This window comes from Nocardia sp. NPDC057668 (assembly GCF_042799795.1).
In the GTDB taxonomy this organism is placed as follows: domain Bacteria; phylum Actinomycetota; class Actinomycetes; order Mycobacteriales; family Mycobacteriaceae; genus Nocardia.
The window spans coordinates 116,160-142,957 of record NZ_JBHVIC010000007.1 but is presented as its reverse complement, the minus strand read 5'-3'; the positions used below and the strand labels follow the sequence as shown (position 1 = coordinate 142,957).

Annotated in this window: 27 protein-coding genes and 4 tRNA genes; 11 read left to right on the top strand and 20 right to left on the bottom strand. The window is 69.1% G+C overall.

All coding sequences use genetic code 11. From position 1 onward, the window contains the following. Window positions 1-22: 22 nt before the first annotated feature. The 4 genes from ACFVBH_RS33995 to ACFVBH_RS33980 all read right to left on the bottom strand — a co-directional run bounded on the left by ACFVBH_RS33995 (window position 23) and on the right by ACFVBH_RS33980 (window position 4,911). Window positions 23-1,984 (bottom strand): ABC transporter ATP-binding protein, encoded by a 1,962-nt coding sequence (locus tag ACFVBH_RS33995; protein WP_379008065.1) that lies wholly within the window; start codon window positions 1,982-1,984, stop codon window positions 23-25. Next, window positions 1,981-3,714: an ABC transporter ATP-binding protein gene (locus ACFVBH_RS33990; protein WP_354990632.1), complete on the bottom strand. Its 1,734-nt coding sequence runs from the start codon at window positions 3,712-3,714 to the stop codon at window positions 1,981-1,983. The genes ACFVBH_RS33995 and ACFVBH_RS33990 overlap by 4 nt, the downstream gene beginning before the upstream one ends. Window positions 3,715-3,776: 62 nt before the next feature. Then, window positions 3,777-4,292, bottom strand: a complete 516-nt coding sequence (locus ACFVBH_RS33985) for an Rrf2 family transcriptional regulator (protein ID WP_354990633.1) — start codon at window positions 4,290-4,292, stop codon at window positions 3,777-3,779. Window positions 4,293-4,326: 34 nt separating this feature from the next. Next, window positions 4,327-4,911, bottom strand: a complete 585-nt coding sequence (locus tag ACFVBH_RS33980) for a helix-turn-helix domain-containing protein (protein ID WP_354990634.1) — start codon at window positions 4,909-4,911, stop codon at window positions 4,327-4,329. Window positions 4,912-5,113: 202 nt separating this feature from the next. On the opposite strand from ACFVBH_RS33980, the gene ACFVBH_RS33975 reads away from it, so the two are divergent. After that, window positions 5,114-7,420 carry an MMPL family transporter gene (locus ACFVBH_RS33975; RefSeq protein ID WP_379008061.1) on the top strand — a complete coding sequence of 769 codons (2,307 nt, stop codon included), beginning with the start codon at window positions 5,114-5,116 and terminating at the stop codon, window positions 7,418-7,420. 86 nt (window positions 7,421-7,506) lie between these two features. On the opposite strand, the gene acpM is transcribed toward ACFVBH_RS33975, so the two are convergent. Beyond that, a complete protein-coding gene (gene acpM, locus ACFVBH_RS33970) occupies window positions 7,507-7,812 on the bottom strand; it encodes a meromycolate extension acyl carrier protein AcpM (protein WP_354990636.1) in 306 nt (101 codons plus the stop codon). A gap of 71 nt (window positions 7,813-7,883) precedes the next feature. On the opposite strand from acpM, the gene ACFVBH_RS33965 reads away from it, so the two are divergent. Then, complete coding sequence (locus tag ACFVBH_RS33965; protein WP_354990637.1) at window positions 7,884-8,807, top strand: MerR family transcriptional regulator; 924 nt, start codon at window positions 7,884-7,886, stop codon at window positions 8,805-8,807. Window positions 8,808-8,809: 2 nt separating this feature from the next. Here ACFVBH_RS33965 and ACFVBH_RS33960 read toward each other — a convergent pair whose 3' ends face one another. The 4 genes from ACFVBH_RS33960 to ACFVBH_RS33945 form a co-directional block, all read right to left on the bottom strand. Beyond that, window positions 8,810-9,328 carry a hypothetical protein gene (locus tag ACFVBH_RS33960; protein ID WP_354990638.1) on the bottom strand — a complete coding sequence of 173 codons (519 nt, stop codon included), beginning with the start codon at window positions 9,326-9,328 and terminating at the stop codon, window positions 8,810-8,812. Window positions 9,329-9,573: 245 nt separating this feature from the next. Continuing rightward, window positions 9,574-9,661 (bottom strand) — tRNA-Ser (locus ACFVBH_RS33955). Between the two features lie 54 nt (window positions 9,662-9,715). Beyond that, window positions 9,716-10,171, bottom strand: coding sequence for a nucleoside deaminase (locus tag ACFVBH_RS33950; protein WP_354990639.1), 456 nt, complete (start codon window positions 10,169-10,171; stop codon window positions 9,716-9,718). An 8-nt stretch (window positions 10,172-10,179) separates the two neighbouring features. After that, a complete protein-coding gene (locus ACFVBH_RS33945; RefSeq protein WP_354990640.1) occupies window positions 10,180-10,719 on the bottom strand; it encodes a tRNA adenosine deaminase-associated protein in 540 nt (179 codons plus the stop codon). A gap of 58 nt (window positions 10,720-10,777) precedes the next feature. Between ACFVBH_RS33945 and ACFVBH_RS33940 the strand changes: the two genes are divergently transcribed. Next, complete coding sequence (locus ACFVBH_RS33940; RefSeq protein WP_379008056.1) at window positions 10,778-11,725, top strand: prephenate dehydrogenase; 948 nt, start codon at window positions 10,778-10,780, stop codon at window positions 11,723-11,725. A gap of 48 nt (window positions 11,726-11,773) precedes the next feature. Here ACFVBH_RS33940 and ACFVBH_RS33935 read toward each other — a convergent pair whose 3' ends face one another. Beyond that, window positions 11,774-12,376: a putative glycolipid-binding domain-containing protein gene (locus ACFVBH_RS33935; protein WP_354990642.1), complete on the bottom strand. Its 603-nt coding sequence runs from the start codon at window positions 12,374-12,376 to the stop codon at window positions 11,774-11,776. Between the two features lie 166 nt (window positions 12,377-12,542). Here ACFVBH_RS33935 and ACFVBH_RS33930 point away from each other — a divergent pair, with 166 nt between their 5' ends. The 4 genes from ACFVBH_RS33930 to ACFVBH_RS33915 all read left to right on the top strand — a co-directional run bounded on the left by ACFVBH_RS33930 (window position 12,543) and on the right by ACFVBH_RS33915 (window position 15,774). Continuing rightward, window positions 12,543-13,685 (top strand): DNA (cytosine-5-)-methyltransferase, encoded by a 1,143-nt coding sequence (locus ACFVBH_RS33930; protein ID WP_354990652.1) that lies wholly within the window; start codon window positions 12,543-12,545, stop codon window positions 13,683-13,685. 127 nt (window positions 13,686-13,812) lie between these two features. Then, complete coding sequence (locus tag ACFVBH_RS33925) at window positions 13,813-14,298, top strand: very short patch repair endonuclease (protein ID WP_379008053.1); 486 nt, start codon at window positions 13,813-13,815, stop codon at window positions 14,296-14,298. Window positions 14,299-14,323: 25 nt separating this feature from the next. After that, a complete protein-coding gene (locus ACFVBH_RS33920; RefSeq protein WP_379008051.1) occupies window positions 14,324-15,061 on the top strand; it encodes a DUF998 domain-containing protein in 738 nt (245 codons plus the stop codon). Next, window positions 15,058-15,774 (top strand): maleylpyruvate isomerase family mycothiol-dependent enzyme, encoded by a 717-nt coding sequence (locus ACFVBH_RS33915; protein ID WP_379008049.1) that lies wholly within the window; start codon window positions 15,058-15,060, stop codon window positions 15,772-15,774. Before ACFVBH_RS33920 ends, ACFVBH_RS33915 begins: the two co-directional genes overlap by 4 nt. Before the next feature lie 120 nt (window positions 15,775-15,894). Here ACFVBH_RS33915 and ACFVBH_RS33910 read toward each other — a convergent pair. From ACFVBH_RS33910 to ACFVBH_RS33900, 3 genes are all read right to left on the bottom strand, one after another. After that, a tRNA-Arg gene (locus ACFVBH_RS33910) sits at window positions 15,895-15,967 on the bottom strand. Window positions 15,968-16,007: 40 nt separating this feature from the next. Then, window positions 16,008-16,097: transfer RNA gene (locus ACFVBH_RS33905), tRNA-Ser, on the bottom strand. Window positions 16,098-16,185: 88 nt separating this feature from the next. Continuing rightward, complete coding sequence (locus ACFVBH_RS33900) at window positions 16,186-16,914, bottom strand: dienelactone hydrolase family protein (protein ID WP_354990646.1); 729 nt, start codon at window positions 16,912-16,914, stop codon at window positions 16,186-16,188. Window positions 16,915-17,129: 215 nt separating this feature from the next. Here ACFVBH_RS33900 and hisC point away from each other — a divergent pair, with 215 nt between their 5' ends. Further along, a complete protein-coding gene (gene hisC / locus ACFVBH_RS33895; RefSeq protein ID WP_354990647.1) occupies window positions 17,130-18,203 on the top strand; it encodes a histidinol-phosphate transaminase in 1,074 nt (357 codons plus the stop codon). A gap of 84 nt (window positions 18,204-18,287) precedes the next feature. Here hisC and ACFVBH_RS33890 read toward each other — a convergent pair whose 3' ends face one another. The 6 genes from ACFVBH_RS33890 to ACFVBH_RS33865 form a co-directional block, all read right to left on the bottom strand. Continuing rightward, window positions 18,288-19,346, bottom strand: coding sequence for an alpha/beta hydrolase family protein (locus ACFVBH_RS33890; RefSeq protein ID WP_354990648.1), 1,059 nt, complete (start codon window positions 19,344-19,346; stop codon window positions 18,288-18,290). Between the two features lie 22 nt (window positions 19,347-19,368). Next, window positions 19,369-20,400, bottom strand: a complete 1,032-nt coding sequence (locus ACFVBH_RS33885; protein WP_379008725.1) for a HoxN/HupN/NixA family nickel/cobalt transporter — start codon at window positions 20,398-20,400, stop codon at window positions 19,369-19,371. Window positions 20,401-20,564: 164 nt separating this feature from the next. Continuing rightward, window positions 20,565-20,649: transfer RNA gene (locus ACFVBH_RS33880), tRNA-Ser, on the bottom strand. A 12-nt stretch (window positions 20,650-20,661) separates the two neighbouring features. Next, complete coding sequence (locus tag ACFVBH_RS33875; RefSeq protein ID WP_379008722.1) at window positions 20,662-21,141, bottom strand: MarR family winged helix-turn-helix transcriptional regulator; 480 nt, start codon at window positions 21,139-21,141, stop codon at window positions 20,662-20,664. Window positions 21,142-21,291: 150 nt separating this feature from the next. Further along, a complete protein-coding gene (locus tag ACFVBH_RS33870; RefSeq protein WP_379008045.1) occupies window positions 21,292-22,464 on the bottom strand; it encodes an alpha-hydroxy-acid oxidizing protein in 1,173 nt (390 codons plus the stop codon). Window positions 22,465-22,547: 83 nt separating this feature from the next. Further along, complete coding sequence (locus ACFVBH_RS33865; RefSeq protein WP_379008043.1) at window positions 22,548-22,685, bottom strand: hypothetical protein; 138 nt, start codon at window positions 22,683-22,685, stop codon at window positions 22,548-22,550. 158 nt (window positions 22,686-22,843) lie between these two features. On the opposite strand from ACFVBH_RS33865, the gene ACFVBH_RS33860 reads away from it, so the two are divergent. Further along, window positions 22,844-23,830 carry an NAD(P)H-quinone oxidoreductase gene (locus ACFVBH_RS33860; RefSeq protein ID WP_379008042.1) on the top strand — a complete coding sequence of 329 codons (987 nt, stop codon included), beginning with the start codon at window positions 22,844-22,846 and terminating at the stop codon, window positions 23,828-23,830. A gap of 3 nt (window positions 23,831-23,833) precedes the next feature. Here the strand turns inward: ACFVBH_RS33860 and ACFVBH_RS33855 are convergent, their stop codons facing one another. Next, window positions 23,834-25,036, bottom strand: a complete 1,203-nt coding sequence (locus ACFVBH_RS33855) for a cysteine desulfurase-like protein (protein ID WP_354991870.1) — start codon at window positions 25,034-25,036, stop codon at window positions 23,834-23,836. 107 nt (window positions 25,037-25,143) lie between these two features. Here ACFVBH_RS33855 and ACFVBH_RS33850 point away from each other — a divergent pair, with 107 nt between their 5' ends. Together ACFVBH_RS33850 and ACFVBH_RS33845 are read left to right on the top strand one after the other, a co-directional pair. Further along, on the top strand, window positions 25,144-25,737 hold the full coding sequence (locus tag ACFVBH_RS33850; RefSeq protein WP_354991869.1) for a bacterial proteasome activator family protein: 594 nt from the start codon (window positions 25,144-25,146) through the stop codon (window positions 25,735-25,737). Window positions 25,738-25,977: 240 nt separating this feature from the next. Further along, complete coding sequence (locus tag ACFVBH_RS33845) at window positions 25,978-26,796, top strand: ABC transporter permease (protein ID WP_354991836.1); 819 nt, start codon at window positions 25,978-25,980, stop codon at window positions 26,794-26,796. Window positions 26,797-26,798: the final 2 nt, after the last annotated feature.

Here is a 26,798-nt window from a genome sequence, read left to right as displayed (position 1 = left end):
GGCCGACTGTTCGTGCGGTCCGCTAGGACTTGGTCAACTCCACCGCGTCCGCAGGCTCGTCGTCCTCCTCGATCGCCGCGGCGAACTGCGCCTGGTACAGGCGGTAGTACGGGCCGTGGTTGGCCAGCAGCTGATCGTGGGTGCCCGTCTCGACGATGTGCCCCTTCTCCATCACCACGATCAGGTCGGCGTCGCGGATCGTCGAGAGCCGGTGCGCGATAACGAAACTCGTGCGGTCCCGGCGCAGCGCCGCCATGGCGTGCTGCACCAGCAGTTCGGTGCGGGTGTCGACCGAGCTGGTGGCCTCGTCCAGGATGAGGATGGACGGCTTCGCCAGGAACGCGCGCGCGATCGTGATGAGCTGCTTCTCGCCGGCGCTGACGCCCGAACCCTCCTCGTCGATCATGGTCTCGTAGCCGTGCGGCAGGGCGTGCACGAAACGGTCCACGTACGCGGCCCGCGCGGCCTCGATGATCTCGGCTTCGGAGGCGTTGGGATTGCCGTAGGCGATGTTCTCCCGGATGGTGCCGCCGAAGAGCCAGGTGTCCTGCAGCACCATGCCCATGCGCGACCGCAGCTGGTCACGGCTGATGCGGGTGATGTCGACCCCGTCGATGGTGATGGCGCCGGAATCCACCTCGTAGAACCGCATGAGCAGGTTCACCAGCGTGGTCTTGCCCGCGCCGGTCGGGCCGACGATGGCCACCACGTGCCCGGGTTCGGCGACCAGCGACAGCCCCTCGATGATCGGGGTGTCCGGCTCGTACCGGAAGGACACGTCCTCGAAGGCCACCCGGCCGCGATCCAGCGGCCGCTTGTCCTCGACCTCGGGATCGGGGACCTGCTCGTCCGCGTCGAGGATCTCGAAGATGCGCTCGGCCGAAGCCACGCCCGACTGCAGCAGATTGATCATCGAACCGATCTGCGTCAGCGGCTGGGTGAAGCCGCGCGAGTACTGGATGAACGCCTGCACCTCGCCCAGGGACAGCTGGCCCGAGGCCACCCGCAGCCCGCCGACGACGGCGATCAGCACGTAGTTCAGGTTTCCCAGGAACATGATGGTCGGCATGATCAGCCCGGAGATGAACTGCGACTTGAACGACGCCTGATACAGCTTGTCGTTGGTCTCGTCGAAACGCTGCCCGACCTCGCGCACGCGGCCGAACGCGCTCACCACCTCGTGCCCGGTGAACGCCTCTTCGACCTGCGCGTTGACCTCGCCGGTGGTCTTCCACTGATCCACGAAGTGCGGCTTGGAACGCTTGGCGATCAGTGCGGTGGCGATGATCGCCAGCGGCACGGTGGCCAGCGCGATCAGCGCCAGCAGCCACGAGATCCAGAACATCATGCCGAGGATGCCGATGACCGAGAGCACCGAGATGAGCAGCTGACTCATGGTCTGCGACAGCGACTGCGCCACGTTGTCGACATCGTTGGTGACGCGGCTCAGCACGTCGCCGCGCGGAGCGGCGTCGAAGTAGCTCAGCGGCAGACGGTGGATCTTCTCCTCGATCTCGTTGCGCAGCCGCTTGACCGTCCGGTTGATGACGACGTTGAGCAGGTACGCCTCGAGCCAGCCGAAGACCGACGAGCCGATGTACAGCGCGAGCACGATGGCCAGCACATTGCCGACGGCGTGAAAGTCCACGCCCACACCGGGAATCACGTTCATGCTGGCGAGCATGTCGGCGAAGGTGTTGTCGCCGTTCTGGCGCAGCGACTCGACGGCCTGGTCCTTGGTGGTGCCCGGCGGCAGGCCCTGGCCCAGCTGTTTGCCGACCACGCCGTCGAAGATGAGGTTGGTGGCCCGGCCCAGAATCTGCGGGCCCAGGGTGTTGAGCACCACCGAGGCCACAGCGAGCACGAAAACGATTGTCAGATAGGTGCGCTCGGGCGCCAAACGGCGCAGCAGACGCTTGAGCGAAGGGCCGAAGGACCGCGCCTTGGCATCGGGCGCACCGGGATTCGGGGCTCCGGGCCTCATCGCACTTCCTCCGCGCTGAACTGCGACTCCACGATTTCCCTGTACTCCGAACAGTCCCTGAGCAATTGCTCGTGGGTGCCGATGCCGGCCATCGCGCCGTCCTCGAGCACCACGATCTGATCCGCGTCCCGGATGGTCGAGATGCGTTGCGCCACAATGATCACCGACGCGTCCGCGGTCTCGGGCCGGAGCGCGTCCCGCACCCGCACGTCGGTGGCGACGTCCAGCGCCGAGAAGCAATCGTCGAACAGGTAGACGCGCGGTTTGCGCACCAGCGCGCGGGCGATGGCCAGGCGCTGGCGCTGACCGCCGGATACCGTCGTACCACCCTGCGCGACAGGGGTTTCCAGGCCCTGCGGCATCTCCCGTACGAAGTCGGCGGCCTGCGCGATCTCCAGCGCGTGCCACAGCTCGTCGTCGGTCGCGTCCGGCTTGCCGTAGCGCAGGTTCGAGCCGACGGTGCCGGAGAACAGGTACGCCTTCTGCGGCACCAGGCCGATCTGGTTGCGCAGCAGCTCGAGATCGAGTTCGCGCACGTCGGTACCGCCGACGTAGACCGCGCCGTCGGTGACGTCGATCAGCCGGGGAATCAGGTTGACCAGCGTGGTCTTGCCGGCGCCGGTCGCGCCGACGATGGCGGTGGTGGTGCCGGGCTCGGCGCGGAACCGGATCGACCGCAGCACCGGCTTCTCCGCGCCCGGGAACTTGAACTCCGCGAAGCCCAGCTCCACCGCGGCCGGATCGCCCCGGAAGGGCTGCGGCCGCTCCGGTTCGGCCACCGAGGACTCGGTTTCCAGCACCATGGCGATGCGCTCGGCGGACACCGTGGCGCGGGGGGCCATCATCGCCAGGAACGAGGCCATCATGACCGCCGTCAGGATCTGCATGATGTAGGACAGCATCGCGGTGAGCGAGCCGATCTGCATGGTGCCGTCGTCGACCGCGTGCCCGCCGAACCAGATCACCCCGACCGCGGTCACGTTCGAGATCAGCATGACCAGCGGGAACATCAGCGCCATGTAGCGGCCCACGAACAGCGACTGCTCGGTCAGCTCCGAGTTCGCGACGCCGAATCGCCACGCCTCCTGGCGTTCGCGCACGAAGGCGCGCACCACGCGAATGCCCGTGATCTGTTCGCGCAGTACGCGATTGACCACGTCGATGCGTTCCTGCATGCGCCGGAATCCGGGCACCATGCGGGTGATGATGAAGGCCATCGACAACCCGAGCGCGGGCACCGCGATGAGCAGCAGCCAGGACAGCGCCATGCTCTCGCGCAGCGCCATGACGATGCCGCCCACGCACATGATCGGGGCCATCACCAGGATGGTCGCGCTCATCAGAATGAGCAGCTGCACCTGCTGCACGTCATTGGTATTGCGGGTGATGAGCGAGGGCGCGCCGAAGACGCCGACCTCGCGCGCGGAGAAGGTGCCGACCCGGTGCAGCAGGGCCGCGCGCATATCGCGGCCCGCACCCATCGCCGCCTGGGAACCCAGGAAGACCGACAGGCCCTGGGCGATGATCTGCACGCCGGTGACCCCGAGCATGAGCAGGCCGGTGCTCCAGATGTAACCGATATCGCCCTTGGTGACGCCTTCGTCGATGATGTCGGCGTTGAGGCTCGGCAGGTAGAGCATGGCGATGACCGAGATCAGCTGAAGCACTACGACCCCCGCCAGCTGGGGGCGATAGGGCGCCAGATAGGTGCGGAGAAGTCTGATCAACATGATATTCGCAGGCTACCGGCAAGGGGTGCGGCCCGGAACGATGGTTTCGGGCGCGCCCCTGGCTATATGTCCGATTGGTCCAGATCGGGCCAGCTCTGCGCGGCGTTCCCGCCGGTGGCACGGGTGCGCCGGGTCCAGGCATCCGGATCGTGCAGCAGTTCGTCCAGGAAGGACGGGAGCAGATCGTGTGCGATGTCGGCGATGGTCACGCGTTCCAGCACGGAACGGATGTTCACCCGCAGGCCGATCCACACCCGCTGCAGGGGTTCGGCCGCGCCCGCGTAGTCCACATCCTCGGGCCGCTGCCCGCGCACCGAGGCCAGCGGGCCCTCCACGGCGCGAATGACATCGGCGATGCTGATCTGGGCGGCGGGCCGGCCGAGCCGATAACCCCCGTCCGGTCCGCGGCGACTGGTGACCAGACCGCCCTTGCGCAGATCGGACACCACCGATTCCAGCACCTTGGGCGGGATGTCCTGGGCGCCGGAGATGGCGTCGGCTTTCACCGAATCCGATTGCGCCTTCGCGATTTCCACGAGGGTGCGCACCGCGTAATCAACCTTCGCGGTGATATGCACGGGTCCCCCTCACGAAATAAGTCGTCACTTTCTATCATTCCGGGCTCAGCACGCCGAGTGCGGCGTCGAGCAGTACGCGTTCGATGAGTTCTTCCGAGGCGTCGGGCACGCTGTCGCCGGACACCAGCGCGGCGCCCAGCACCTGGACCGCGGCGTGCGCGCGCAGCACCGCCTCGTCGCCGGCGGCCGGACCGGCCAGCCACGTGCACAGCCGGCGGCTCATCTCGATCAGGTCGGGATAGCGGTCACCGAGGGCGTTGAGGATGGCGACGGTGTCGCGCATGCACAGGGTGCCCGCGGTGCGGTGGCTCAGGCTCGACCGCAGATGCTCGGTGAGGACCGCGCGCACGCTGGCCGCGGAGTACACGCGGGCGTCCAGGCTCTCCACCAGGGTGCGCATGTCGTCGACCACGGGCTCGATGATCGCTTCGAGCAGATCGACCTTGGAAGCGTAGTGATAGTAGAGGGAGGCTTTTGTGATTCCTACCGCATCGGCTACCTCGCGCAGGCTGCTCTGCTCGAAACCTTTGCTGGCAAATAGCTCGATCGCGGCGTCCCGAATCGCAATTTTTGTGCTTCTACCTGCGGTAACAGTACCCGCCGCGCTCCGGACCACCATGCGATCATCCTCTCACCACTCGCCGGAGAGCGAGCCCCGTCGCTCATAATCGAGGTTGTTCCTCCGCTTAACTCCTCGGTAGTCTACCTACCGCACGGTAGGCAAATTTTCATGTGGAGGCGGGGAGCGTACCGACGAAGCTCCCGCGGCAGTGCTGTCTACCGCACATCAGCACATACACCAGCGCCCAGGAGAACCCGTCGTGTCCGTATACCTGTACCGGTGGGGCAAATTCGCCTTCCGCCGCAAATGGATCGTCCTGCCCGTCTGGCTCGTACTGTTCATGCTGCTCGGCGGGCTCGGCGCGCAGCTGAAAGAACCGATGAGCAATGACTTCAGCATGCCGGAGCTGCCGTCCGCTCGTGCCAACGAAATCCTCGACAAGCACTTCCCGGGCGCCTCGGAGGCGTTCAAGTTCGAGGCCGTGACCGGCACCTATGTCATCCAGGCGCCCGAGGGGCAGAAGCTCACCGACAAGAAGAACGTCGATGAGATCAACGCCCTGATCACCAAGATCGGTGAACTCGGCATCGTCGCCAAGGACAAGCCGATCGCGAACCCGGTCACCGAGGCGCAGGAGATGGGCTGCCTCGTGGACAAGCCCGACCTGTCCAAGTGCACCTCCGCACCGCTGAACGTGCTCAACACCACCGAGCCGAATACGGTCGCGACGCTGAACGTTCCGTTCACCATCGCCAAGTTCAACGACATCACCGCCGAGAACCGCGAGGCCGCCTACCAGGTGGCGCAGGCCGCGCGCGACAACGGCCTGACCGTGGAACTGAGCGGCTCCATCGCCATGGAGCAGGAACAGCCCAGCGGTAAGTCCGAGTTGATCGGCATGGCCGTCGCGCTGGTGGTCATGATGATCGCCTTCGGCGCGATCGTGGCCTCGTTCGTCCCGATCGTCACCGCCATCATCGGACTCGGCGCGGCCACCTCCCTCATCTTCGTCGGCACCTCGATCATCGAGGTACCGAGCTTCACCACGTTCCTCGCGTCGATGATCGGCATCGCGCTGTCCATCGACTACGCGTTGTTCATCGTGTCCCGGTACAAATCCGAACTGGCCGTGCAGGATTCACCCGAGGAGGCCGCTGGCGTCGCCCTGGGCACCGCGGGTTCGGCGGTCGTGTTCGCCGGTCTGACCGTCATCATCGCGCTCGGCGGCCTGAGCATGGTCGGCGTCGAGTTCATGACCTTCATGGGTCTGGGCGGCGCCATCGCGGCCGCGTTCGCGGTGCTCACGGCCATCACGCTGATGCCCGCGCTGATCGGCGCCATCGGCAAGTACCTGTTCAAGCCGAAGCTGCCGCTGGTCGCCAAGCACGACACGGCGGACGACACCAACGTCAGCAACGGCACCCGCTTCGCCCGCCTGATCGCCAAGGCCCCCGCGCTGACGCTGGGTCTGAGCGTGATCGTGCTGGGTCTGCTGGCGGCGCCGGCCGCCGGACTGCAGCTGGGCCTGCCGGGCGACGACAGCCTGCCCACCACCAGCACCGTCCGCAAGGCGTACGACGTGCGCACCGAGGGCTTCGGTGAGGGCAGCAACGGCGTGCTCATGGTCGTGGTCGATCTCGCCGACGTCGCCCCGGGCCAACGTGAGCCCGCGGTGAACGCGCTGCGCGAGAAGCTCGAGGGCTACTCGGGCATGGCGTACGTGACCGAGCCGCAGCTCAGCAAGGACGGCGCGGGCGCGATGCTCAACGCCGTGCCGGAGCGCGGGCCGAACAACCAGGACACCAAGGATCTGGTGAGCGAGGCTCGTGACGCGGAAAGCGCTCTCGCGGAACAGTTCCCGGGCATGGCGTACGGCATCACCGGCACCACCGCCATCTACGCGGATGTCGACCACGTGCTGCTGAGCAAGATCGTTCCGTACCTGGCGCTGGTCGCCGGCGCGGCGTTCGTCCTGCTCATCCTGGTGTTCCGGTCCATCCTGGTGCCGCTCACCGCCGCCCTCGGCTTCCTGCTCTCGATGGCGGCCACCTTCGGCGCGACGGTGCTGATCTTCCAGGAGGGCGCGCTCGGCCTGATCTCCGATCCGCACCCGCTGGTGTCGTTCCTGCCGATCATGTTGATCGGCTTGGTCTTCGGCCTGGCCATGGACTACCAGGTGTTCCTGGTGACCCGGATGCGCGAGGAGTTCGTGCACGGCAAGTCCCCGAAGGAAGCCATGATCAGCGGTTACCACCACGGCGCCCGCGTGGTCGCCTCGGCGGCGATCATCATGATCTCGGTGTTCGGCTCCTTCATCCTGGAATCCGATCCCACCGCCAAGACCTTCGGTTTCGCGCTGGCCGCGGGCGTGCTGCTGGACGCCTTCATCGTCCGCATGATCCTGATCCCGTCCCTGCTGGTCCTGATGGGCAAGTGGGCCTGGTGGATTCCGGCGTGGCTGGACCGGATCCTGCCCGACATCGACGTCGAAGGGACCAAGCTGCGCGAGCTGCAGCGCAAGCCCGACGCCGTCGTCCTGGACAAGGACCCGGCCCCGGTCGGCTGATCGAACAACCCGAAAACCACTCGGCCCCCGTCCATTCCGGACGGGGGCCGAGTGCCGTTCCGGGCGCGCCCGGTCACCTCACCCGTTCAATCGCCCTGCCCCCGCTCGAGTTTCGATGCCAGCCGCGCCGCCAGCTCCGGCCGCGCCACCGCCATCCGCTCGACGTATGCGACCGCGTCCCCCACGCTGCGCAGGCTCGCCATGTCCTCGTCCGGAATGCTCACCCCGTACTTGTCCTCGAGCTGCACGGCGATCTCCACCAGGGACAGCGAATCGATCTCGAGATCGGCCACGAAGGACTGCTCGATCGAGATGCCCGCGGCCTCGATGCCGGTGACCTCCTCCACGATCTCGGCGATGCCCGCGATGATCTCTTCTCTGGTTGTAGCCACGATTTCCTTTCGGCCGCACTCGTTTCCGCCGCTACGCTAGGAACTCCAGCGGGGTGGAGGTGCAACAGCCTGTGACGAACGGCACACGAACGCCGCGCATCGGCATCGGGGAGCTGGCGCGCCGGACCGGCCTGGCGGTGCGCACGATCCGGTTCTATTGCGACGAAGGGCTGCTCGAGTCCGAGCGCAGCGGCGGCGGGCACCGGACCTTCGACGCGGATACCGCCGCCGAGCGACTGCGCCTGGTCCGGCGGCTGCGAGCGCTCGGGCTCGGACTGACGGCCATCGCCGAAGTGCTGCACGGGAATCGATCGATCGCCGAGGCGGTCGCGGCCGAAAGCGCCCGGGTGGAAAGCGAATTCCGGGCACTGGCCTGGCGACGGGCCGCGTTGCGGGCGATGGACGCGGCCGCGCCGCACCAGCGGGACGCCCGGCTCGCGCTGCTGGAGGTGGCGGGCGACGGCGACGCCGCGCACGAGCGCCTCGTCCGCTTCTGGCACCGCGCGCTGCCCCGGATTCCCCGGTACGAGATCGACGCCTGGGTCTGCTGGAACGTGCCGGAACCGCCCGGCGAGCCGACGGTCGCGCAGCTGCTGGACTACGCCGAGCTGACCGCGCTCGCCTGCGACCCGGAGCTGACCGACGCTGTGCGGCAGCAGCTCTGGCGTGCGGACCCGGCGTCGGTGCGCGATCCGCACCGGCTCTACGCCGCGGTCGGCGATGTCATGTGCGAGGTCGTGCGGCACGTCGGGGACGGGGTCGGGCCCCGGGCCGGGGCCGAGCTGGACCGGTTCGTGCGGGCGCACGCGGCGGCGCACGGCGAACGGGACTCACCCGGATTTCGCGCGCGGCTGGCGGCCGGGGCCGCGGACGGCGACCCGCGGGCGCGGCGCTTCTGGGCGCTGACCGCGCGGCTGCTCGACGACCGGGTCACCGTGGGGACCGCGCACGGCTGGCTGCGCGCGGCGCTGGCGGACGCCGCGGTCGTGAACTGAGGTCAGTCCCGCGGGGGCGGGGCGGCGTCCGGATCGGTGGCCGGGGTGATGCGGCGGGGTTTGGCCATGCGGCGGATGCCGCCGAACGAGGTGGCGTCGTCGCCGGACCGTTTGCGGCGGAAGGCGGTGAGGTCGATGACGCCGGCGTCCGGGCCGGAAGCGGGCTCGGCCGGCGCGGCGGGCGCCTCGAAGCCGGGCGGCGGAGACGCGGCGGGCCACCAGCCGGTCTCGCGCTGCAACTCCGAGCGGGTGACGGGGCGGGTCGGTGCGGGATCGTAGAGGGGAACTCCGTCGGGCTGCCACTGCCGGCGCGGTGGCTCGGCGGGCTCCTCGGTCATGCGCCGGGGACGGCGGGGCAGGCGGGTCAGCCTGGCCGATGCGCCGTCATCGTCCGCGGCGGGCGGATCCGTCTCGGCCGGATCGGTTTTCGCGGCCTCGAGACGTTCGAGCTTGCGGCGTAGTCGTTCCACCGCGTCGAACCTGTTCGCGTCGGGCTCCGGTAGCGAACCCCGTCCCGGCATCTCCCACTCCGACATGGGATCAGCCGCCGGCGGGGGCCGTGGCATCGGTCGGCACCGCGGCCGCCGATACCCCGGACTGCTGTCTGAGTGTGCTGAACGTATTCGTCATGTCCGTATTCTCCCTCAGCCCGGCGACACTCGGTTCCACACGATCCGAACGATCGAGTTCCACACCGAAATCGGGCCTGCGGTATCCAGCATAGGAAAAGCCCCCCACCTGACCAGCAGGTGAGGGGCTTTCGCAGCGGTGGCGGAGGGATTTGAACCCTCGGAGGGGGGTTACCCCTCACACGCTTTCGAGGCGTGCTCCTTAGGCCGCTCGGACACGCCACCGCCGGTGACTTTACCGGACCCGACCGCGAATACCGAAATCGGCTGGAGAGAGCGCTAAAGACGCTGCGATCGGAAGAAATCGTCCAGGAGAGAGACACATTCGGACTCCAGGATTCCGCCCCGCACCTGAGGCCGATGGTTGAGACGTCGGTCACGCACCACGTCCCACAGCGAGCCGACCGCACCGGTCTTGGGTTCCCAGGCCCCGAAGACGAGTTTGCCCACCCGGGCGAGCACCAGCGCACCCGCGCACATGGTGCAGGGCTCGAGGGTCACCGCGAGGGTCGCGCCCTCGAGCCGCCAGCCGTCGCCCGCGACCCGGGCGGCCGCGCGCAGGGCGAGCACCTCGGCGTGCGCGGTCGGATCACCCAGGGCCTCGCGGGCGTTGGCGGCACGCGCGAGCTCGGTGCCGTCGGCGGCGAACACGACCGCGCCGACGGGCACGTCGCGATCGCCGGCGGCGGCCGCGGCGTCGATGGCCGCCCGGATCATCGCCTCGTCGGAGCGCATCGGCGGGATCAGCGCGGGAGTTTGTCCAGCACGGCCGACAGCTCGTTGGCGAAGCCCAGGCGCTGGGCGATCATGCCGAGCTGTTCGTCCGGGTAGAGATCGGTCTCGGCGAGGATGACGCTCAGCACCGGCTCGGGCAGGCCGAGATCGGACAGCACGCCGAGGTCGCCCTCCTCCCACGGATCGATGTCGTCGAGTTCGTCCGGATCGATGTCCGGGATCTCGATGTTCAATTCCTCGAGGACGTCGGCGGCGATGTCGTAGTCGATCGCCGCGGTCGCGTCGGAGAGCAGAATCCGGCTGCCGGTCGGCCCCGGTCGCAGGATGACGAAGAATTCGTCGTCGATATCGAGCAGGCCGAAGACCGCGCCGGAGGCCCGCAGCTCCCGGATCTCGTCCTCGGCCGCGGACAGACTGTGCAGTGCCGCCGCGCTCAGCGGCGTCACTTTCCAGTTGGCTTCTTCGCGGACAACCGCTACTGCGAACCCTTCCACGTCGTCGTACTCATCCGACGCCGCCCTGTTCGTGCTCGAGCGCTGTGCTGCCATGGGCGCAACGGTAGTCCGCTTCGGGGGAAATGTTGAAGTCGTATGCCAATCTGATCGCATGACGGGCCATTCCAAAGCTGCCGTGTGTGTCCTGGGCGCCGGTTTGATCGGCGGGTCGGTGCTGCGCGCCGCCACCGCGGCCGGATACGAGGCGTGGGGGTTCAATCGGTCCGAGGCCGGCGTGCGCGCGGCGCGGGCCGATGATTTCGACGTGCTCGGCGATATCGAGACCGTGCTGCGGCGGGCCGCGAAACAGGACGCGCTCATCGTCGTCGGGGTGCCCATGCCCGCGGTCGATCGAATCCTGTCCGACGTGAAGATCTTCGCGCCCGAGTGCGCGCTCACCGATGTGGTCAGCGTGAAGGCCCCGGTGGCCGCGGCCGTGCACGCGCACGAGCTCGGCGCCACCTACGTCGGCGGGCACCCCATGGCCGGGACCAGCGAGTCCGGCTGGGCCGCCACCACCCCGGATCTGTTCCAGCGCGCGGCGTGGGCGGTGAGCGTGGATCCGGGCGTGCCGCGCGACACCTGGGAGCGGGTGACCCGGCTGGCCCTGGACTGCGGCTCGGTCGTGGTGCCGGTGCTGTCCGAGGAACACGACCGCGCGGTCGCGCGGATCTCGCATCTGCCGCACGTGCTGGCCGAGGCACTGGCGATCGCGGGCGCGAACGGCGGTCCGCTGGCCCTGGGCCTGGCGGCCGGATCGTTCCGGGACGGCACGCGGGTGGCGGGCACCGCGGCGGACCTGGTGCGGGCCATCTGCGAACCGAACGCGGCGGCCCTGCTCGAGGTGCTGGACGACACCCTGCGGGTGCTGAACGACGCGCGCGCGAGCCTGCACTCCGGCGGGACCATCGCCCAGCTGGCCGAGGCCGGGCACGACGCCCGGGTGGACTACGAGGACAACAAGCGCTTCGCCATCACCGATATTCGCCCCGGGGACCCGGATTGGCGTGAGCGCCTGGCCGATGCCGGGCGCAGCGGGGGCGTCATCGAATCGCTCTGAGCCGCGCACCGGATCCGAGCCGCGTGCCCGAGCGGACGCCGAGCGGGCTCAGACCCGTTCGGCCAGACCGGGATAGTCGAGCACGAAACCGTCGGTGTCCACGGTGACGGTGGCGCTGGAGACGGGCGACAGCACGTGGATGCCGTCCGCACCGCTGCTGTAGGTGACGCTCGCCTCCTGCACGAGCAGATCCGGCAGGCGCACGTAGACGACCGGGACCTGCACGTCCTCGCTGGCGTGCGCCAGCCCGTACCGGCGGATGGGCAGGGTGTTGAAGAACGGGCTCAGCACCACGTCCACGTCGAGCGCGCCGCCGAAGGTGGAGCGCACGTGGGTGTTCCCCGCGTCGATCAGCCAGTAGTTCTCCTCGTCGCGGGCGATCGAGGCGTGTCTCTCCCCGGTGGCCAGGGTGCTGCGCAGCGAGAGCCTGCGGGTCACCCCGTTCTCGTCGGTGACCAGATCGTAGGAGGCGCTGAAGGCGGGGTGATCGGCGCAGTCGCCGGCGATGATGCGGCCCGCGGCGCGAATTCGATTGCCGCTCAGCACCACCCGAACCGATTCCATCCGGGACGCGTTGTGCGCCCGCCAGGTCAGGATCGACGGCCATTTGGCCGCCGCCGGTTTCGAGTCCTCGCTTCCGCTCTCCGTCACGCCTATAACCGTACGTGCAGGTGTTCTTGGTCCGGTGATCACGCGCGGGCCGGAGTAGTCCGTTGTGCCTGGTGTTGCGGGAGAGCGGCACGGGGACACTCGAGTAACGTATTCGCGGGCATACGGGGACACAGGGTCGGAAGGGAATGTTGTGGCTGGCGCGCGGATGGTCGGGCTGTTCGCCGGGATCGGCGGGCTCGAACTCGGACTCGCCGCGCACGGCTGGGACAGCGAACTGCTCTGTGAGATCGACGCCGGGGCGCAGGCGGTGCTGGCCGCGCGCTTTCCCGGGGTCGATCTGCACTCGGATGTGAAGCGCCTGCGCTCGCTGCCCGCCGGCACCGAATTGGTGGCCGCGGGCTTCCCCTGCCAGGACCTGTCCCAGGCCGGCCGCACCGCCGGAATCACCGGCGCCCGTTCGGGATTGGTGGACGAGGTGTTCCGCCTGGTGCGGCGCAGACGCGGACCCCGCTGGCTGCTGATGGAGAACGTGCCGTTCATGCTGCAGCTGGGTGGCGGCGCGGCCATGCGGCACATCACCGCCGCGCTGGAGGAACTCGGCTACACCTGGGCGTACCGGGTGGTCGACGCCCGCTCGTTCGGCCTGCCCCAGCGCCGCCAGCGGGTGCTCATGCTGGCCTCGCGCACCGAGGATCCGCGCCCGGTGCTGTTCGGCGCGGACGCCGGGCCGCACACCGTCGGCGATCCGGAACACGATCCGTGCGGCTTCTACTGGACCGAGGGCAATCGCGGGCTCGGCTGGGCGGTCAACGCGGTGCCGACCCTCAAGGGCGGTTCGGCGCTGGGCATCGCGAGCCCGCCCGCGGTGCGGCTGCCCTCGGGTGAGCTCGTCACCCCCGGCATCACCGACGCCGAACGACTACAGGGCTTCGATCGGGATTGGACCACCCCGGCGCTGGAGGTGCCCGGCGTGCGCGCGGGTCATCGCTGGAAGCTGGTCGGCAACGCGGTGAGCGTGCGCATGGCGGAATGGGTCGGCTCACGGCTGGCCGATCCGGCCGACGACGACTTCCCCGAGGGCATTCCGCACATCCGCCGGGCCTGGCCGGACGCGGCGTGGGGCCGCGACGGCGCGGTGTTCCGGGTTCCGGTGTCCACCTGGCCCGTGCACGCGCCGTACGAGGATCTGCGCTGGTTCCTGGACGATGTCCGGCTGCTCTCGGCGCGCGCCACCGCGGGCTTCCTGCGCCGCACCACCATGGGCACGCTGCGCTTCCCGCCCGGTTTCATCGCCGATGTGGAGAACCACCTCGATCGCATGGGCGGCTTCCCGCGCGAGGCCGCCTAGCCCGCACGCCGGAACCGCCCGGCACTTGCCGCGCCCGCGCGCCGCGTGTAACCAGGAGTGGCCCCGGCCATCGCGGGGCCCGTGCACGCAGGAGTCCCATGACCTTTCATCCGAGCGACCCGGCGCGGTGAGCGCGCGACCGGGGACCGATGCCGCGACCAGTGCGCGCATGGCCAAGCAGAAGCGGGCCGGGACCAAACCCGAGGTGGCCCTGCGGCGGGAGCTGCACCGGCGCGGCGCCCGGTATTTCGTGGATCGCGCGCCGTTGCCGAAGCTGCGCCGGCGGGCGGATCTCGTGTTCCCGCGCCGCCGGGTCGCGGTGTACGTGGACGGCTGTTTCTGGCACAGCTGCCCCGAGCACGCCACCTTTCCCAAGAACAACGCCGAGTGGTGGGCCGAGAAGCTGGCGGGGAACGTGGCCCGCGACCGCGATACCGACGCCCGGCTCGCGGCGGCGGGCTGGACGGTGGTGCGGATCTGGGAGCACGAGCCCGCCGCGGCCGCCGCCGACCTGGTCATGCGGATTGTGACCAGCGCGCCCGGTGGCCGTTCCGGACCGGTGGGCAACAATGGAGCTATCAGCGGACAGACCGACCGGTCCGGACAGGAGTGACGCCCACCGAAAGCGAGATCCGGCGATGACGCCCACCGAGCGACTCCAGGCGCAAACCGACTCCGCGGCCCCCGCCGCCTCCCGCATCCGCCGCGTCCTGCAGTGGTGCGTGGTCGCGTGCATCGCCCTGGCGGGCATCACGTACTCCTCCTGGGTCCTGGAGTTCGTGCTCCCGATCGACGCCGACCCCACCGACACCTTCCTGAGCCAGCTCGCCGAGGAGGGCGCGCCCTACAACTGGGTCTTCACCACCGGCGACACCGTGACCGGGGTGCTGCTGGCCCTGGCGGGCCTGGGCGGGCTGATCCTGTTCACCCCGCGCCGGCGCTACTTCACCATCGGCTGGATCGCCCTGCTGTGCTTCGGCCTGGCCACCATCGCGGACGCGCAGTGGTCGCTGAAGCCGGCCGACCCGAACTCGCCGCGGCCGGACGGCGGCCTGTTCCCGCAGCTGCACCAGGTGCACGCGCTCACCAGCAGCGTGTCGGTGTTCGCCATCTTCATCGCGATGGTGGCCTTCACCGTGGGCGCGTTCAAGTACCGAAAGTGGCCGGTACTGCGGCACACCGGGCTCTGGATCCTGATCCTGGGCTCGGCGGTGACCGCGTGGATGCTGATCGCGGACAACCTGCCCGGCGACTACGGCCTCGGGATCGCCCAGCGCATCCAGGTCGGCGCGATGTCGCTGTGGTTGCTCGCGCTCGCGGCGCAAATCGCTGTGGCCGAACGAGATTCGCCGGCTCCCGTTAGGGTCGGCTGGTGACCAGCGAAGCACCGGAACTCACCGGGATACCCGACCGGCTCGACACCGTCGCGGCCGCGACGGCCCGCCTGCTCCACACCGCCGAACACCTGCAGGACGCGGATCTGGTGGATCCCTCCCTGCTCCCGGGCTGGACCCGCGGGCATGTGCTGGCCCATCTGTCGCGCAACGCGGACAGCCTGGTGAATCTGCTGCTGTGGGCGCGCACCGGCATCGAAACCCCGCAGTACGCAAGCGCGTTCCTGCGCGAGGCCGATATCGAGGCGGGTGCGCCGCGCCCGCTGCGCGAGCAACTCGAGGATCTGGCCGCCGCCTCCGAACGCTGGCTGTCCCTGGCTCGCGTCATGCCCGCCGACCGCTGGCCCACCCCGGTCCGCAATCGCGCGGGCGGCGAGGTGCCCGCGACCCGAGTGCCCTGGATGCGCCTGCTGGAGGTCGAGATTCACCACGTGGACCTCAATAGTGGCTACACCCCGGCTGATTGGCCCTCGGCCTTCGTGGACCGCCTTTTGCCGGTCACCGTGGCGGACCGGGCGGCCGCCGGCGGCCCCGGATTCACCGTGCGGGCCACCGACACCGGCTACACCGGCGTCGTGGGCGAGCCCGAGACCGAGATCACCGGCCCCGCCGCGGCCCTGGCCGCCTGGCTGATCGGCCGCTCCCCCGGCACGGACCTCACCGGCGACCTGCCGCCCCTGACCGCCTGGAAGTGAGTAACGCCACACTCGCGTCGCCGGCGCGAAGGTGATTGCGCCGCAACGCGATCGAGGCGATCGAGACTCCCGGACACAACGAAAGCGGTCCCGCACCTGCTGGTGCGGGACCGCTTACTGTGCGCCCGAAGGGATTCGAACCCCTAACCTTCTGATCCGTAGTCAGATGCTCTATCCGTTGAGCTACGGGCGCATGGTTATTCAGTTGGTCTAGCAGCCCGGCGAACCGGGCTTGGCGGAGGCGAGAGGATTTGAACCTCCGGTCCCCGTGAAGGGACAACTCATTAGCAGTGAGTCCCATTCGGCCGCTCTGGCACGCCTCCTGGAGCCTTCTCTTACGAGGGCGCCGGTCCTTTCGAACCGCCGGGACGAAAGATTACACAGGGGTTGACCAATAGGCAAAACGGCTGGTCAACGCAGGTGACTGTCGAACCAATCGAAGATTCTGGCCTGTGCGTCGAGCACGCTGTCGTCCTCGCGGGCGGCGGGGTCGAAACCGGGATGGTCGGGACGGTGCGCCAGACCCGGGTAGGTGACGACCAGGGTGGCCACGTCCGCGCGGGCGGCCGAGTCGCGCAGGCGGTCGACCTGTTCGGGCGGGGTGCGCGGATCGTCGGCGCCGAAGAGCGCGAGCCAGGGCGCCTTGAGGCCGGGCGCGGCCGCTTCCAGGGCCACGGCCTGCGGGGTGAGCGGGGCGTCGATCCCGGGGGCGGCGATGCTGACCGCGGCGCCGAGCCGGCGATTGGTGGCCACCAGGGCGGCGGCGGTTCCGGCCGAGTCGAAGCCGATGACCCCGACGCAGTCCTGGAAGACCCCGCGACCGGTCAGCCATTCGAAGCAGGCGTCGAAATCGGCGAACAGGTCTGCGCCGAAGACCTGATCCGGATGCGCTCCGTTGATCACCGGCGAGTCCACCGGATCTGCCGCCCGCGGTTCCTCCCGATGGAACAGGTCCGGCGCGATGACGGTCCACCCGTCGTCGGCCAGCGACCGCATGAGTTCCAGCAATGGGTCGGTGAATTCGCGTGATTCGTGCAGGACGACGATGCCACCGCGCGCGTAACCATCGGGTTCGATCACGGTGAGGGGTACTCCGGTCGCGTCGTGCACGGGCGCTAGATCTCGGTAAATGCCCGCCATGGAGCCAGCGTAGTTGCGCTAGATAAATTCGCGATAAATCTTTTGAGAGGTGCTGGGATCCGGCGGAATTCCGCTACGGCCGATAGTGCGGCAACATTTCAGCGGCGTTGCCGCAATGCTGCCGGCGCGCCCCGGGGCAGGCCGCGCGGCGGCGTTCGGGACCGCTGCGAACACCACCCGGATATCGCCCGGACCCCGCAACATAGGGTGGAGGGGTGAGCGCGCACATCCGTCCGGACCTCGAAGCCATTCCGGCGTACGTCGCCGGCCGCAGCAATCCGGGGGCGGTGAAGCTGGCCAGCAACGAGACCACTTTCCCGCCGCTGCCCTCGGTCGCCAAGGCCATCGCCGAGGCCGCCGAAGTGGTGAACCGGTATCCCGATAATCAGGCCGTCGAATTGCGCACGGCCATCGCGGAATTCCACGGCGTCGGGGTGGAGAACGTCGCGGCCGGTTGCGGGAGTGTGGCCATCTGCCAGGAACTGGTGCAGATCACCTGCCTCGCACCCGAAGACGAAGTGCTGTTCGCCTGGCGCTCGTTCGAGGCGTACCCGATCGTGACCCGGGTGGCCGGGGCCAAGGCCGTGCAGGTGCCGCTGGACAGCGAGTTCACCCACGACCTGGACGCCCTGGCGGCGGCGGTGACCCCGAACACCCGCGTGGTGTTCGTCTGCAACCCGAACAACCCCACCGGTACCGCGCTGGGCCAGGCGGAACTGGCGCGCTTCCTGGATCTGGTGCCCGCGAACGTGCTGGTGGTGCTGGACGAGGCGTACTACGAGTACCTGCGGCTGCCGGATCAGCCCAACGGCGTCGAATTGGGCCGGACCCGGCCGAATGTGCTGGTGCTGCGCACGTTTTCGAAGGCGTACGGCCTGGCCGGGCTGCGCGTGGGTTACGCGGTCGGCGATCCGGCGGTCATCACCGCGCTCATGAAGGTGCACATCCCCTTCAGCGTGAACCGGCTGGCGCAGGCCGCCGCCATCGCCTCCCTGGAGGCCAAGCACGAACTCCTCGAACGCACCGATGCCGTTGTGGCCGAGCGTGATCGCATTCGGGACGCGCTGCTGGCGGCGGGCTACCGGGTCCCCGCCAGCGAGGCGAACTTCGTCTGGCTGCCGCTCGGCGAGCAGAGCGTGGCCTTCGGCGAGGCGAGCGCGGCGGCGGGCGTGCTGGTGCGGCCCTACGGCGCCGACGGCGTGCGGGTCACCGCGGGCGATCCGCACGAGAACGATCTGTTCCTGGCCTTCGCCACCGATCCGGCCGTCGCGGCGCGGTTCGCGGGCTGAGGGTCCCCGCGGACGCCCTCGCCGCCGCGCCCGCGGCGGCATGCGGCGGTCCGGACCCGCACCGGCCGATCCCCGGGTCCGGGGTCAGCCGATCCCCAGGCCGGCCGCCAGCGTCGGCCACGATCGGGGCAGTTCCTCGGCCCAGTACGGCCACGAATGGGTTCCGGTCAGCCGCCGGTTGACCGTCGCCGGGATGCCCAGCTGCCCGAGGCGCTCGGCGAGCTGCTGGGTGCACATGTCCGAACCGGCCTCGATCGGCCCGCCGAACATGATGGCGCTGCGCATGTCCGGATTGGCGGGTGTGTCGTACTGGCCGGGCAGCCCGCTGCCGGAGGACAGGTAGATGGCCTTGCCGCGCAGGCGGTCGGCCTGGTTCAGCACGTCGTGCGCCGCCCAGGCCGGATCCTCCGCGGGCCCGAACATATTGTCCGGATCGCCGCCGAAGGTGCCGATCACCGCGCGCGCCTGCGCCTGGCCGAAGTCCGAACTCATTGCGTAGCAGCCGCTGTGCGCCGCCACCGCCCGGTACAGGTCCGGGTGGCGCACCGCGAGCATCATGGCCGCCTCGGCGCCCATGGAGACGCCGGTGAGCGCGTTCACGCCGTTGCCGGCGAAGCGGGCGTCCAGCAGCGGCGGCAGCTCGCGGGTGAGGAAGGTCTCCCAGCGGTTGGTGCCGAGTTTGGCATCGGCCTGCTGCCAGTCCGTGTAGTAGCTGGCGGGCCCGCCGAGGGTGAAGACCACGTTGACGTTCTTGTCGGCGAAGAAATCCACCGCGCCGCCCTGCTGTGCCCAGTTGTTGGCGTCGGGGGCGGCGGCGCGGCCGTCGAGCATGTAGACGGTCGGGCGGGGGCCGGTGCGCTCGGCGGGTAGCAGCACCTGGACGTCGACCGTGCGGGCCATGGCCGGTGAGGACACCGAGACCTGGACCAGCCTGTCACCGATGTTCTCCACGCGGCGGATGGCGGCGCGGGTGGGGTGGGACGGGTCGAGTCCGGGTGGGGGTTCGTCGTTGGATCCGGAACCGCCCACGGGCGGTGGTTCCGCGAGCGAGAGCGGAGAGGTGAGTACCGCCGCACCGGCGAGAAGTGCGGCGCTGGCAAGGGCGCCGACGAGGCGACGCCGTACATGACGGCGGCTGTCCACCCGGCCATCCTGCCAGAAAATCTCACTCGGCGGCGAGGTCCCGCTCCCAGCGAGTCTCCACATCGGTGAAGCGCCACACCGCTATTGCCACCGCCCAGGTGCCCGCGAACAGGCCGACGATGACGAATCCGAGGTCGCCGAGATCGAGATTTCCGATCCAGCCGACGAAACCCGAAGTGATGTCGAGGCGTTCGACGAAAATGGAGATGATCTCCTGTACGCCGATGAGCAGCGCCACCGCCACGGACAGGCCGGTGATCACCAGGTTGTAGTAGATCTTGCGCACCGGGCGGGCGAAGGCCCAGTCGTAGGCGTAGCTCATGAACGAACCGTCCAGTGCGTCGAAAAGCGTCATTCCGGCCGAAAAGAGCACGGGCAGTACGAGAATCGAGTACCACGGCAATCCGGTCGCCGCCGCGCCGCCGGCGATGACCAGCAGGCCCACCTCGGTCACGGTGTCGAAGCCCAGGCCGAACAGCAGGCCCACCGGGTACATCTGCCAGGGCTTGCGCACCAGACGGACCACCGGGCCCAGCACGCGATTGAGCAGGCCGCGATTGTCGAGGGCGCGTTCCAGGCGCTCCTCGTCGAGTTCGCCCGCGCGCATGCGCCGGAAGACCTTCCAGATTCCCAGCAGCGCCGCCAGATTCAGCAGGCCGATGGCGATCAGGAAGAGCCCGGACACGCTGGTGCCCCACAGCCCGGTCCAGGTTTGCAGGGACGAGTTCTCGTCCTCGAGCGGTCCGATCAGCGCGCGCACGCCCAGGGCCAGCAACCCGACCATCAGGAAGACGATGCTGGAATGTCCCAGGGCGAACCAGAATCCGACGGTGTGGGTGCGTTCGCGCCCGTGTTCGGCGACGAGTTTGCGCGTGGTGTTGTCGATGGCCGCGATGTGATCGGCGTCGAACGCGTGCCGCATGCCCAGGGTGTAGGCGGTGACGCCGAGCCCGACCCCGAATACCGCGCCCTGCACCTGATAGTGCCCGGGGACCACGAACAGCAACAGGGTGCCCCACCCGAGCACGTGCAGCGCCGCCACCGCGAGACCCATACCGACCCAGCTACGCACAAGACACCTCGATACTTCCGAACCCGATGACGCCTACGGCGACACCCCGCTCGAAAAGCGATGTGCCGCCGTAGGTCTCGATTCTCGGCCGTAACCGAACGATCCGCGACTCGGCACGCGAGGGTTCGTGATCGCGGATCGGGCAGCGGAAGCGGAGGGATTTGAACCCCCGGTTGCTTTCACAACGCTCGCTTTCAAGGCGAGTGCATTCGGCCGCTCTGCCACGCTTCCAGGGGCTCGATCCTAACAGTGCCCCGCCGCGGGTCGCGCGCTCCCGTTTTCCGGGGCGGCCGCGGGCCGGGTGCGCGCCGGTCGGTCCGCCGGCTGATCGGTGGCGATATCGACCACCTCCAGCGCGGCGGCGACGGCGGCGAGCTGCTGCGGGGTGAGCATGTCGATGAAGTAGTGCCGGACCGCGGCCACGTGGCCGGGCGCGGCGGCGCGCAGGCGGCGCAGCCCCTCGTCGGTGAGCTGGGCCAGTACCCCGCGGCCGTCGTCCGCGCAGGCGGTGCGCAGGACCATGCGCTGCGCCTCGAGCCGCCGGATCTGATGGGTGAGGCGACTGCGCGAGGAGAGCACGCCGTCGGCGAGATCGCTCATGCGCAGCGCCCGGCCGGGCGCCTCGGAGAGCTTCACCAGAATCCGGTAGTCGGCCAGGGACAGCGCGCTGTCGCGCTGGAGCTGGCGGTTGAGTTCGGCCATCAAACGCTGACTGCCGTCCATGTACGCCCGCCACGCGCGCTGCTGTTCCGGGGTGAGCCACCTCGGTTCGGCCGCGACGCGGCCCCCGGGTTCGACAATCACGCGAACAGTCTAGCCAAGCGAACGTTCCGAGCCCGCCCGAGCAGCGAAAACAGCACGCCCGTAACCCTTTCAGGCACGACTGATCATGGTGCGGTTCAGTTCCGCCGGGGTGGTGCAGCCCGAGAGGCCCATGGCCGAATCGAAGTCCGCCAGCAGTGCGCGCAGCGCGTGCCGTACGCCGTCGCGGCCCGCGATGCCGAGCCCGTACGCCCAGGGCCTGCCGTAGAGCACGGCCCGCGCGCCGAGCGAGAGCGCGATCATGACATCGGAGCCGCCGCGCACCCCGGAGTCGAAGAGCACCTCGGCGCGGTCGCCGACGGTGGCCACGATGGTGGGCAGCGCGTCCAGCGCCGCGACGGCGCCGTCCACCTGGCGGCCGCCGTGATTGCTCACGATCACCGCGTCCGCGCCCGCGTCCACGCACTGGCGGGCGTCGTCGGGGTGCACCACGCCCTTGACCGCGATGGGCAGCGAGGTCCATTCGCGCAACCGGGAGATGTCGGCGGGCCGCAGGCCGTGATTGCCGAACAGGCCGACCCAGGTGAGGATCGCCGTGCGCATCGCCTCCTCGCTCTCCTCCGGCGGCGCGGGGAGTTTGGCGCGGAAGACCGGATCGGCGAGGTAGTTGGCGATGCCCTGCCCGTGCAGGAACGGCAGGTGCCCGAGTTCCAGATCGCGGGGCCGCCACCCCAGCGCGGGGGTGTCGACGGTGACGACAATCGCTTTGGCCCCGGCCTTTTCGCCGCGCTCGACGAACGAGCGGGCCAGCTCGGGGTCGTTGGGCCAGTACAGCTGGTACCACCACTCCCCCGCGGCCGCGCCGGCTTGTTCGATCGTGGTGGAGGCGGCGGTGGAGAGCACCATGCCGATGCCGAGTTCGCGGGTCACCTCGGCGACCACGGCCTCGCCGCGGTCGTGCAGCAGCCCCAGCACGCCGATGGGCGCGGTGAGAACGGGCGCGGCCAGCGTGGTGCCGAGCACCTCGACCGAGAGATCCCGTGCGCCCGGCGCGCTCGCGCCACGCAGGACCCGGGGCATGAGCCGGTATTTCTCGAAGGCCGCGACATTGGCGGCGGCGGTGCGCTCGGCCGACGCGCTGCCCGCCACGTAGGCGAAGGCCGCCGGATCCAGGACCTCCCGCGCGCGGCGCTCCAGACCCACCGCCGTCAGCGGTAGCGCGGGCAACACGCCCGCGAGTCCGGCGAGATATATCTCGTTCTGGAAGTCGACGAAACCGCTCATCGCGCACACGCTAGCGGGTGCCGCCCGCGCGCGCGGACTGTCGGAAATTCTTTCCCGGAGCGTAACTTCCGGAAAGGTTCCGGCTATCGGCCGCGGCGCGGATCGCGATCATTCGCGCGCACTCGAACCAGCGCACGCGGCTGGTCGGCGGCGATGAAACCGGAAATGGCCATCGCGGCCAACAGGGTCATGGCACCCAGAGCGGTCAGAAAGCCGATCATGGATTCTCCTTTCAGGGGCATTGATTCCCACGGCGCCGCACCAGCGCGTCCGGCATCGTGTTCGACTCCACCGTGTACCACGAAGCTGACAGGATGCTGTGCGCTCGCCGAGGACGGCCTGACAGTAATCGCCCGGACGCCGTCGTAGGCTCGTTTTCATGTATGCGGTAGCTCTCGACGGATTCGGCGATCCCGAGGTCATGGCCTGGACGCAGGTCGAGGACCTGCCCGCACCGGGGCCCGGGGAGGTGATTGTCGAGGTCGCGGCCGCCGGGGTGAATCGCGCCGACCTGCTGCAGCGGCGCGGGCTGTATCCGCCGCCGCCGGGGGCGAGCCCGATCCTCGGACTCGAGTGCTCGGGCACGGTCGCGGCGACCGGGCCGGGGGTCACCGAGCCGCGGGTGGGCGATCGGGTGTGCGCGCTGCTGTCCGGCGGCGGCTACGCCGAACGGGTCCTGGTGCCCGCGACGCAGGTGCTGCCGATCCCCGCGGGTCTGGATGTGGTTGCGGCGGCGGCGCTTCCGGAGGTGGCGGCTACCGTCTGGTCCAACCTGGTCATGACCGCGGGCCTGCACCGCGGGCAATTGCTGCTGGTTCACGGCGGCGGCAGCGGGATCGGCACCCACGCCATCCAGGTGGCGCGGGCGCTGGGCGCGCGGGTGGCGGTGACCGCCGGGTCCGATCGCAAGCTGGCGCGCTGCCGGGAATTGGGCGCGGACATCCTCATCAATTACCGCGAACAGGATTTCGTGGACGTGCTGGCGGCCGAAAAGCCCGGCGCCGACATCATTCTCGACAATATGGGCGCGGCCTATCTGGATCGCAATGTGCGGGCGCTGGCCGAGGACGGGCAACTGGTGGTGATCGGCATGCAGGGCGGGGTGAAAGCGGAATTGGATCTCGCGGCGCTGCTCGGCAAACGCGGCACCATCCACGCCACCAATCTGCGCCGCCGCCCGGCCGCCGGGCCCGGCGGCAAGGCCGAGATCATGATCGAGCTACGCGAGCACCTGTGGCCGCTCGTCGCCGAGGGCGCGGTCGCCCCGATCATCTCCGCGGAGCTGCCCATCACCGAAGTGGCACAGGCACATCGGCTGCTCGACTCGCCCGACACCGTAGGCAAGGTCGTACTGCGGATCGGGTAACTACTAATCCAGTGCGGCGAGGGCGCGGCCGAGCTGATCGATCTCGAAACGGGTCGTGTAGGGCGCGAGACCGATCGTGACCGCACCGCCCTCGTCGTTCACCCCGAGCGCGTCCAGCAGCCGGCTGCCGCCGTGCGAGCCGCTCAGCGTGCCGATGCGGGCGTCGGCGAGCTTGGCCGACACCTTCTCGGCCTGCATGCCCGCCAGGGTGAAGCTGACGGTCGGGATGCGGGTGGACGCGCGGCCGATCACGGTCAGGTTCGGCACCTGGTCGAGCACCGTCATGAGGTGTTCGAAGAGCTGATCGTGGTAGTCCTGCAGCGAGATGATCGACATCTCCAGGCGCTCGCGCCGGGTGCCGGTGGCGCGCTCGTCGAGGCCGGCCAGGTAGTCGATGGAGGTGGTCAGGCCCGCCAGCAGCGCGTACTGGTGACCGCCGACCTCGAGCCGCTCGGCGCCCTTGGCGTACGGGTTGAGCGACATCGACGGGATGCGGTCCAGGAACGCGGGATCGCGGAAGACCAGCGCGCCGATCTGCGGGCCGCCCCACGCGGGCGCGCTCAGCGCGATCACGTCGGCGTTGAGTTCGTCGATGTCGATGAGCGCGTACGGCGCGGCGCCGAAGCAGTCGGCAACCAGCAGCCCGCCGACCTCGTGCACGCGGTCGGCCGCCACCCGCACCGAGGGCGCGGAGCCCACGATCGGGGACGCGGCGGTCAGCGCGACCAGACGCGCGGTGGGGCCGATGAGCTCCTCGAACTGCCAGGCCGGCATCTCGCAGGTCTCGATCTCCACCTCGGCCCAGCGCACATGTGCGCCATAGCGATTGGCGATGCGCAACCAGGGCGCGACATTGGCCTCGTCATCCAGGCGCGACAGCACGATTCCGGTGCCAAGACCCAGCCGGGAGCTCAGCGATTCCGCGAGCCAGGCCAGCAGTACCGCGCGATCCGGGCCGAGCACGACGCCCGCCGGGTCGCCGCCGACCAGATCCGCGACGGCCTCGCGGGCGGCTTCCAGGATGGCGGCGCTGCGCTTGGCCGCGCCGGTCCGGTTGGTATGCGAGAAGGCGGAGGTCCGGAATCCCGTTGATACCGCGCGGGATACCGAATCCGGAACCAGCATGCCCGCTTGCGGGTCGAGGTGGATCCAGCCGTCGCCCAGGGACGGTATGAGGCCCCGCACCCGTGCGACGTCGTAAGTCATGCTGGTCACTCTAAAGGGAACGGGCACGCCACGGTAACGGTGTGGGGTGTTTGATGCACTCACCAGGGCATGAAGCAAAGGCGACTGCGTTGCGACATGATAGGGGCATGACGGAATCGGATGGGGCGCCGGAATCCATTGTCGTGATCGGCCCCGAGGGTAAGCCGCTGATCGTTCCGGCGAACGCCGGGCGCGGCGGTGAATCGGTGGAGTTCACCGGCCAGGTCGTCGGTGACGAAAACCCCGGCGAATCAGGCGAAAAGGAAGAATCGCTCGCCGATATGGTGGAGCAGCCCGCGAAGGTCATGCGCATCGGCACCATGATCAAACAGCTGCTCGAAGAGGTCCGGCACGCGCCGCTGGACGACGCCAGCCGCACCCGTCTGCGCGAAATCCACAAGACGTCCATTCGCGAACTCGAACAGGGCCTGGCCCCCGAACTCCGCGAAGAACTCGAACGCCTCGCGCTGCCCTTCAGCGACGACGTCATCCCCTCGGACGCCGAACTCCGGATTGCCCAGGCCCAGTTGGTCGGCTGGCTCGAAGGCCTGTTCCACGGCATCCAGACGGCCCTGTTCGCCCAGCAGATGGCGGCCCGCGCCCAACTGGAACAGATGCGCCACGCACTCCCCTCCGGCGCGAGCACGATCGATCCCCAGGGCCACGCCGGCCCCGCCACCGGTGGCGGGCAATACCTCTGAACAACCCCAACTCTGAGCTACCCCCGCAACAAGGTTCGCGGCCGTCTCGTTCTGGACCGAGTGGAGCGGGGGAGCGAAGCGGAGGAGCGGAGGGAGGGAAGAACGAGACTTCAGGGCCGCGAACCCCGCCGGAGCGGAGCGGAGGCAAAAGGCACTGCGATAGGGTCGGGTGCTGTGCCTGCTGCTGCTCCCCCCGACTCGGCAACGACCGAGGTACAACCGGACAATGATCCGGTGGTGCTGAAGTCCGATTCCCAGTCCTTCGGTCGCGCGTTCAAGGACTTTCGTGACGGTTTCTCCCAGCGCGAGTTGTGGTTGGCGCTGGGGTGGCAGGACATCAAGCAGCGTTATCGCCGCTCGGTGCTCGGCCCGTTCTGGATCACCATCGCGACGGGTCTGCAGGCGGCGGCCATGGGTGTGCTGTACGCCACCCTGTTCGGGCAGTCGCTGACCTCGTATCTGCCCTACGTCACGGTCGGGCTGATCGTCTGGAACGTGATCTCGGCCAGCATCCTCGAGGGCTCGGACGTGTTCATCGCCAACGAGGGGCTGATCAAACAGCTGCCCTCGGCGCTGAGCGTGCACGTCTATCGCATGGTGTGGCGCCAGTTCCTGTTCTTCGCGCACAACCTGATCATCTACGTGGTCATGCTGGCCGCGTTCAGCATCTGGCGCGATCTGGACTGGACGGTCCTGCTCGCGATCCCCGGACTCCTGCTGCTGTTCCTCAACGCGCTGTGGGTGACCATCGCCTTCGGCATCTTCAGCACCCGCTACCGCGACCTCGCCCCGATCCTGAGCAGCACCACGCTGATGCTCTTCGTGCTCACCCCGGTCATGTGGAAGACCACCGCGCTGACGGGCACCGCCAGCGATCGCGCCAAACTCGCCGAGTTGATCCCGACCTACCATTACCTGGAGATCGTGCGCGCGCCGCTGCTGGGCGATCCGATCGTGCTGCGCAGCTGGCTGGTGGTCCTGGCGATCACCGTGATCGGCTGGATCGTCGCCATACTTGCCATGAAGCAGTACCGTTCCCGCGTCCCCTACTGGGTGTGAAG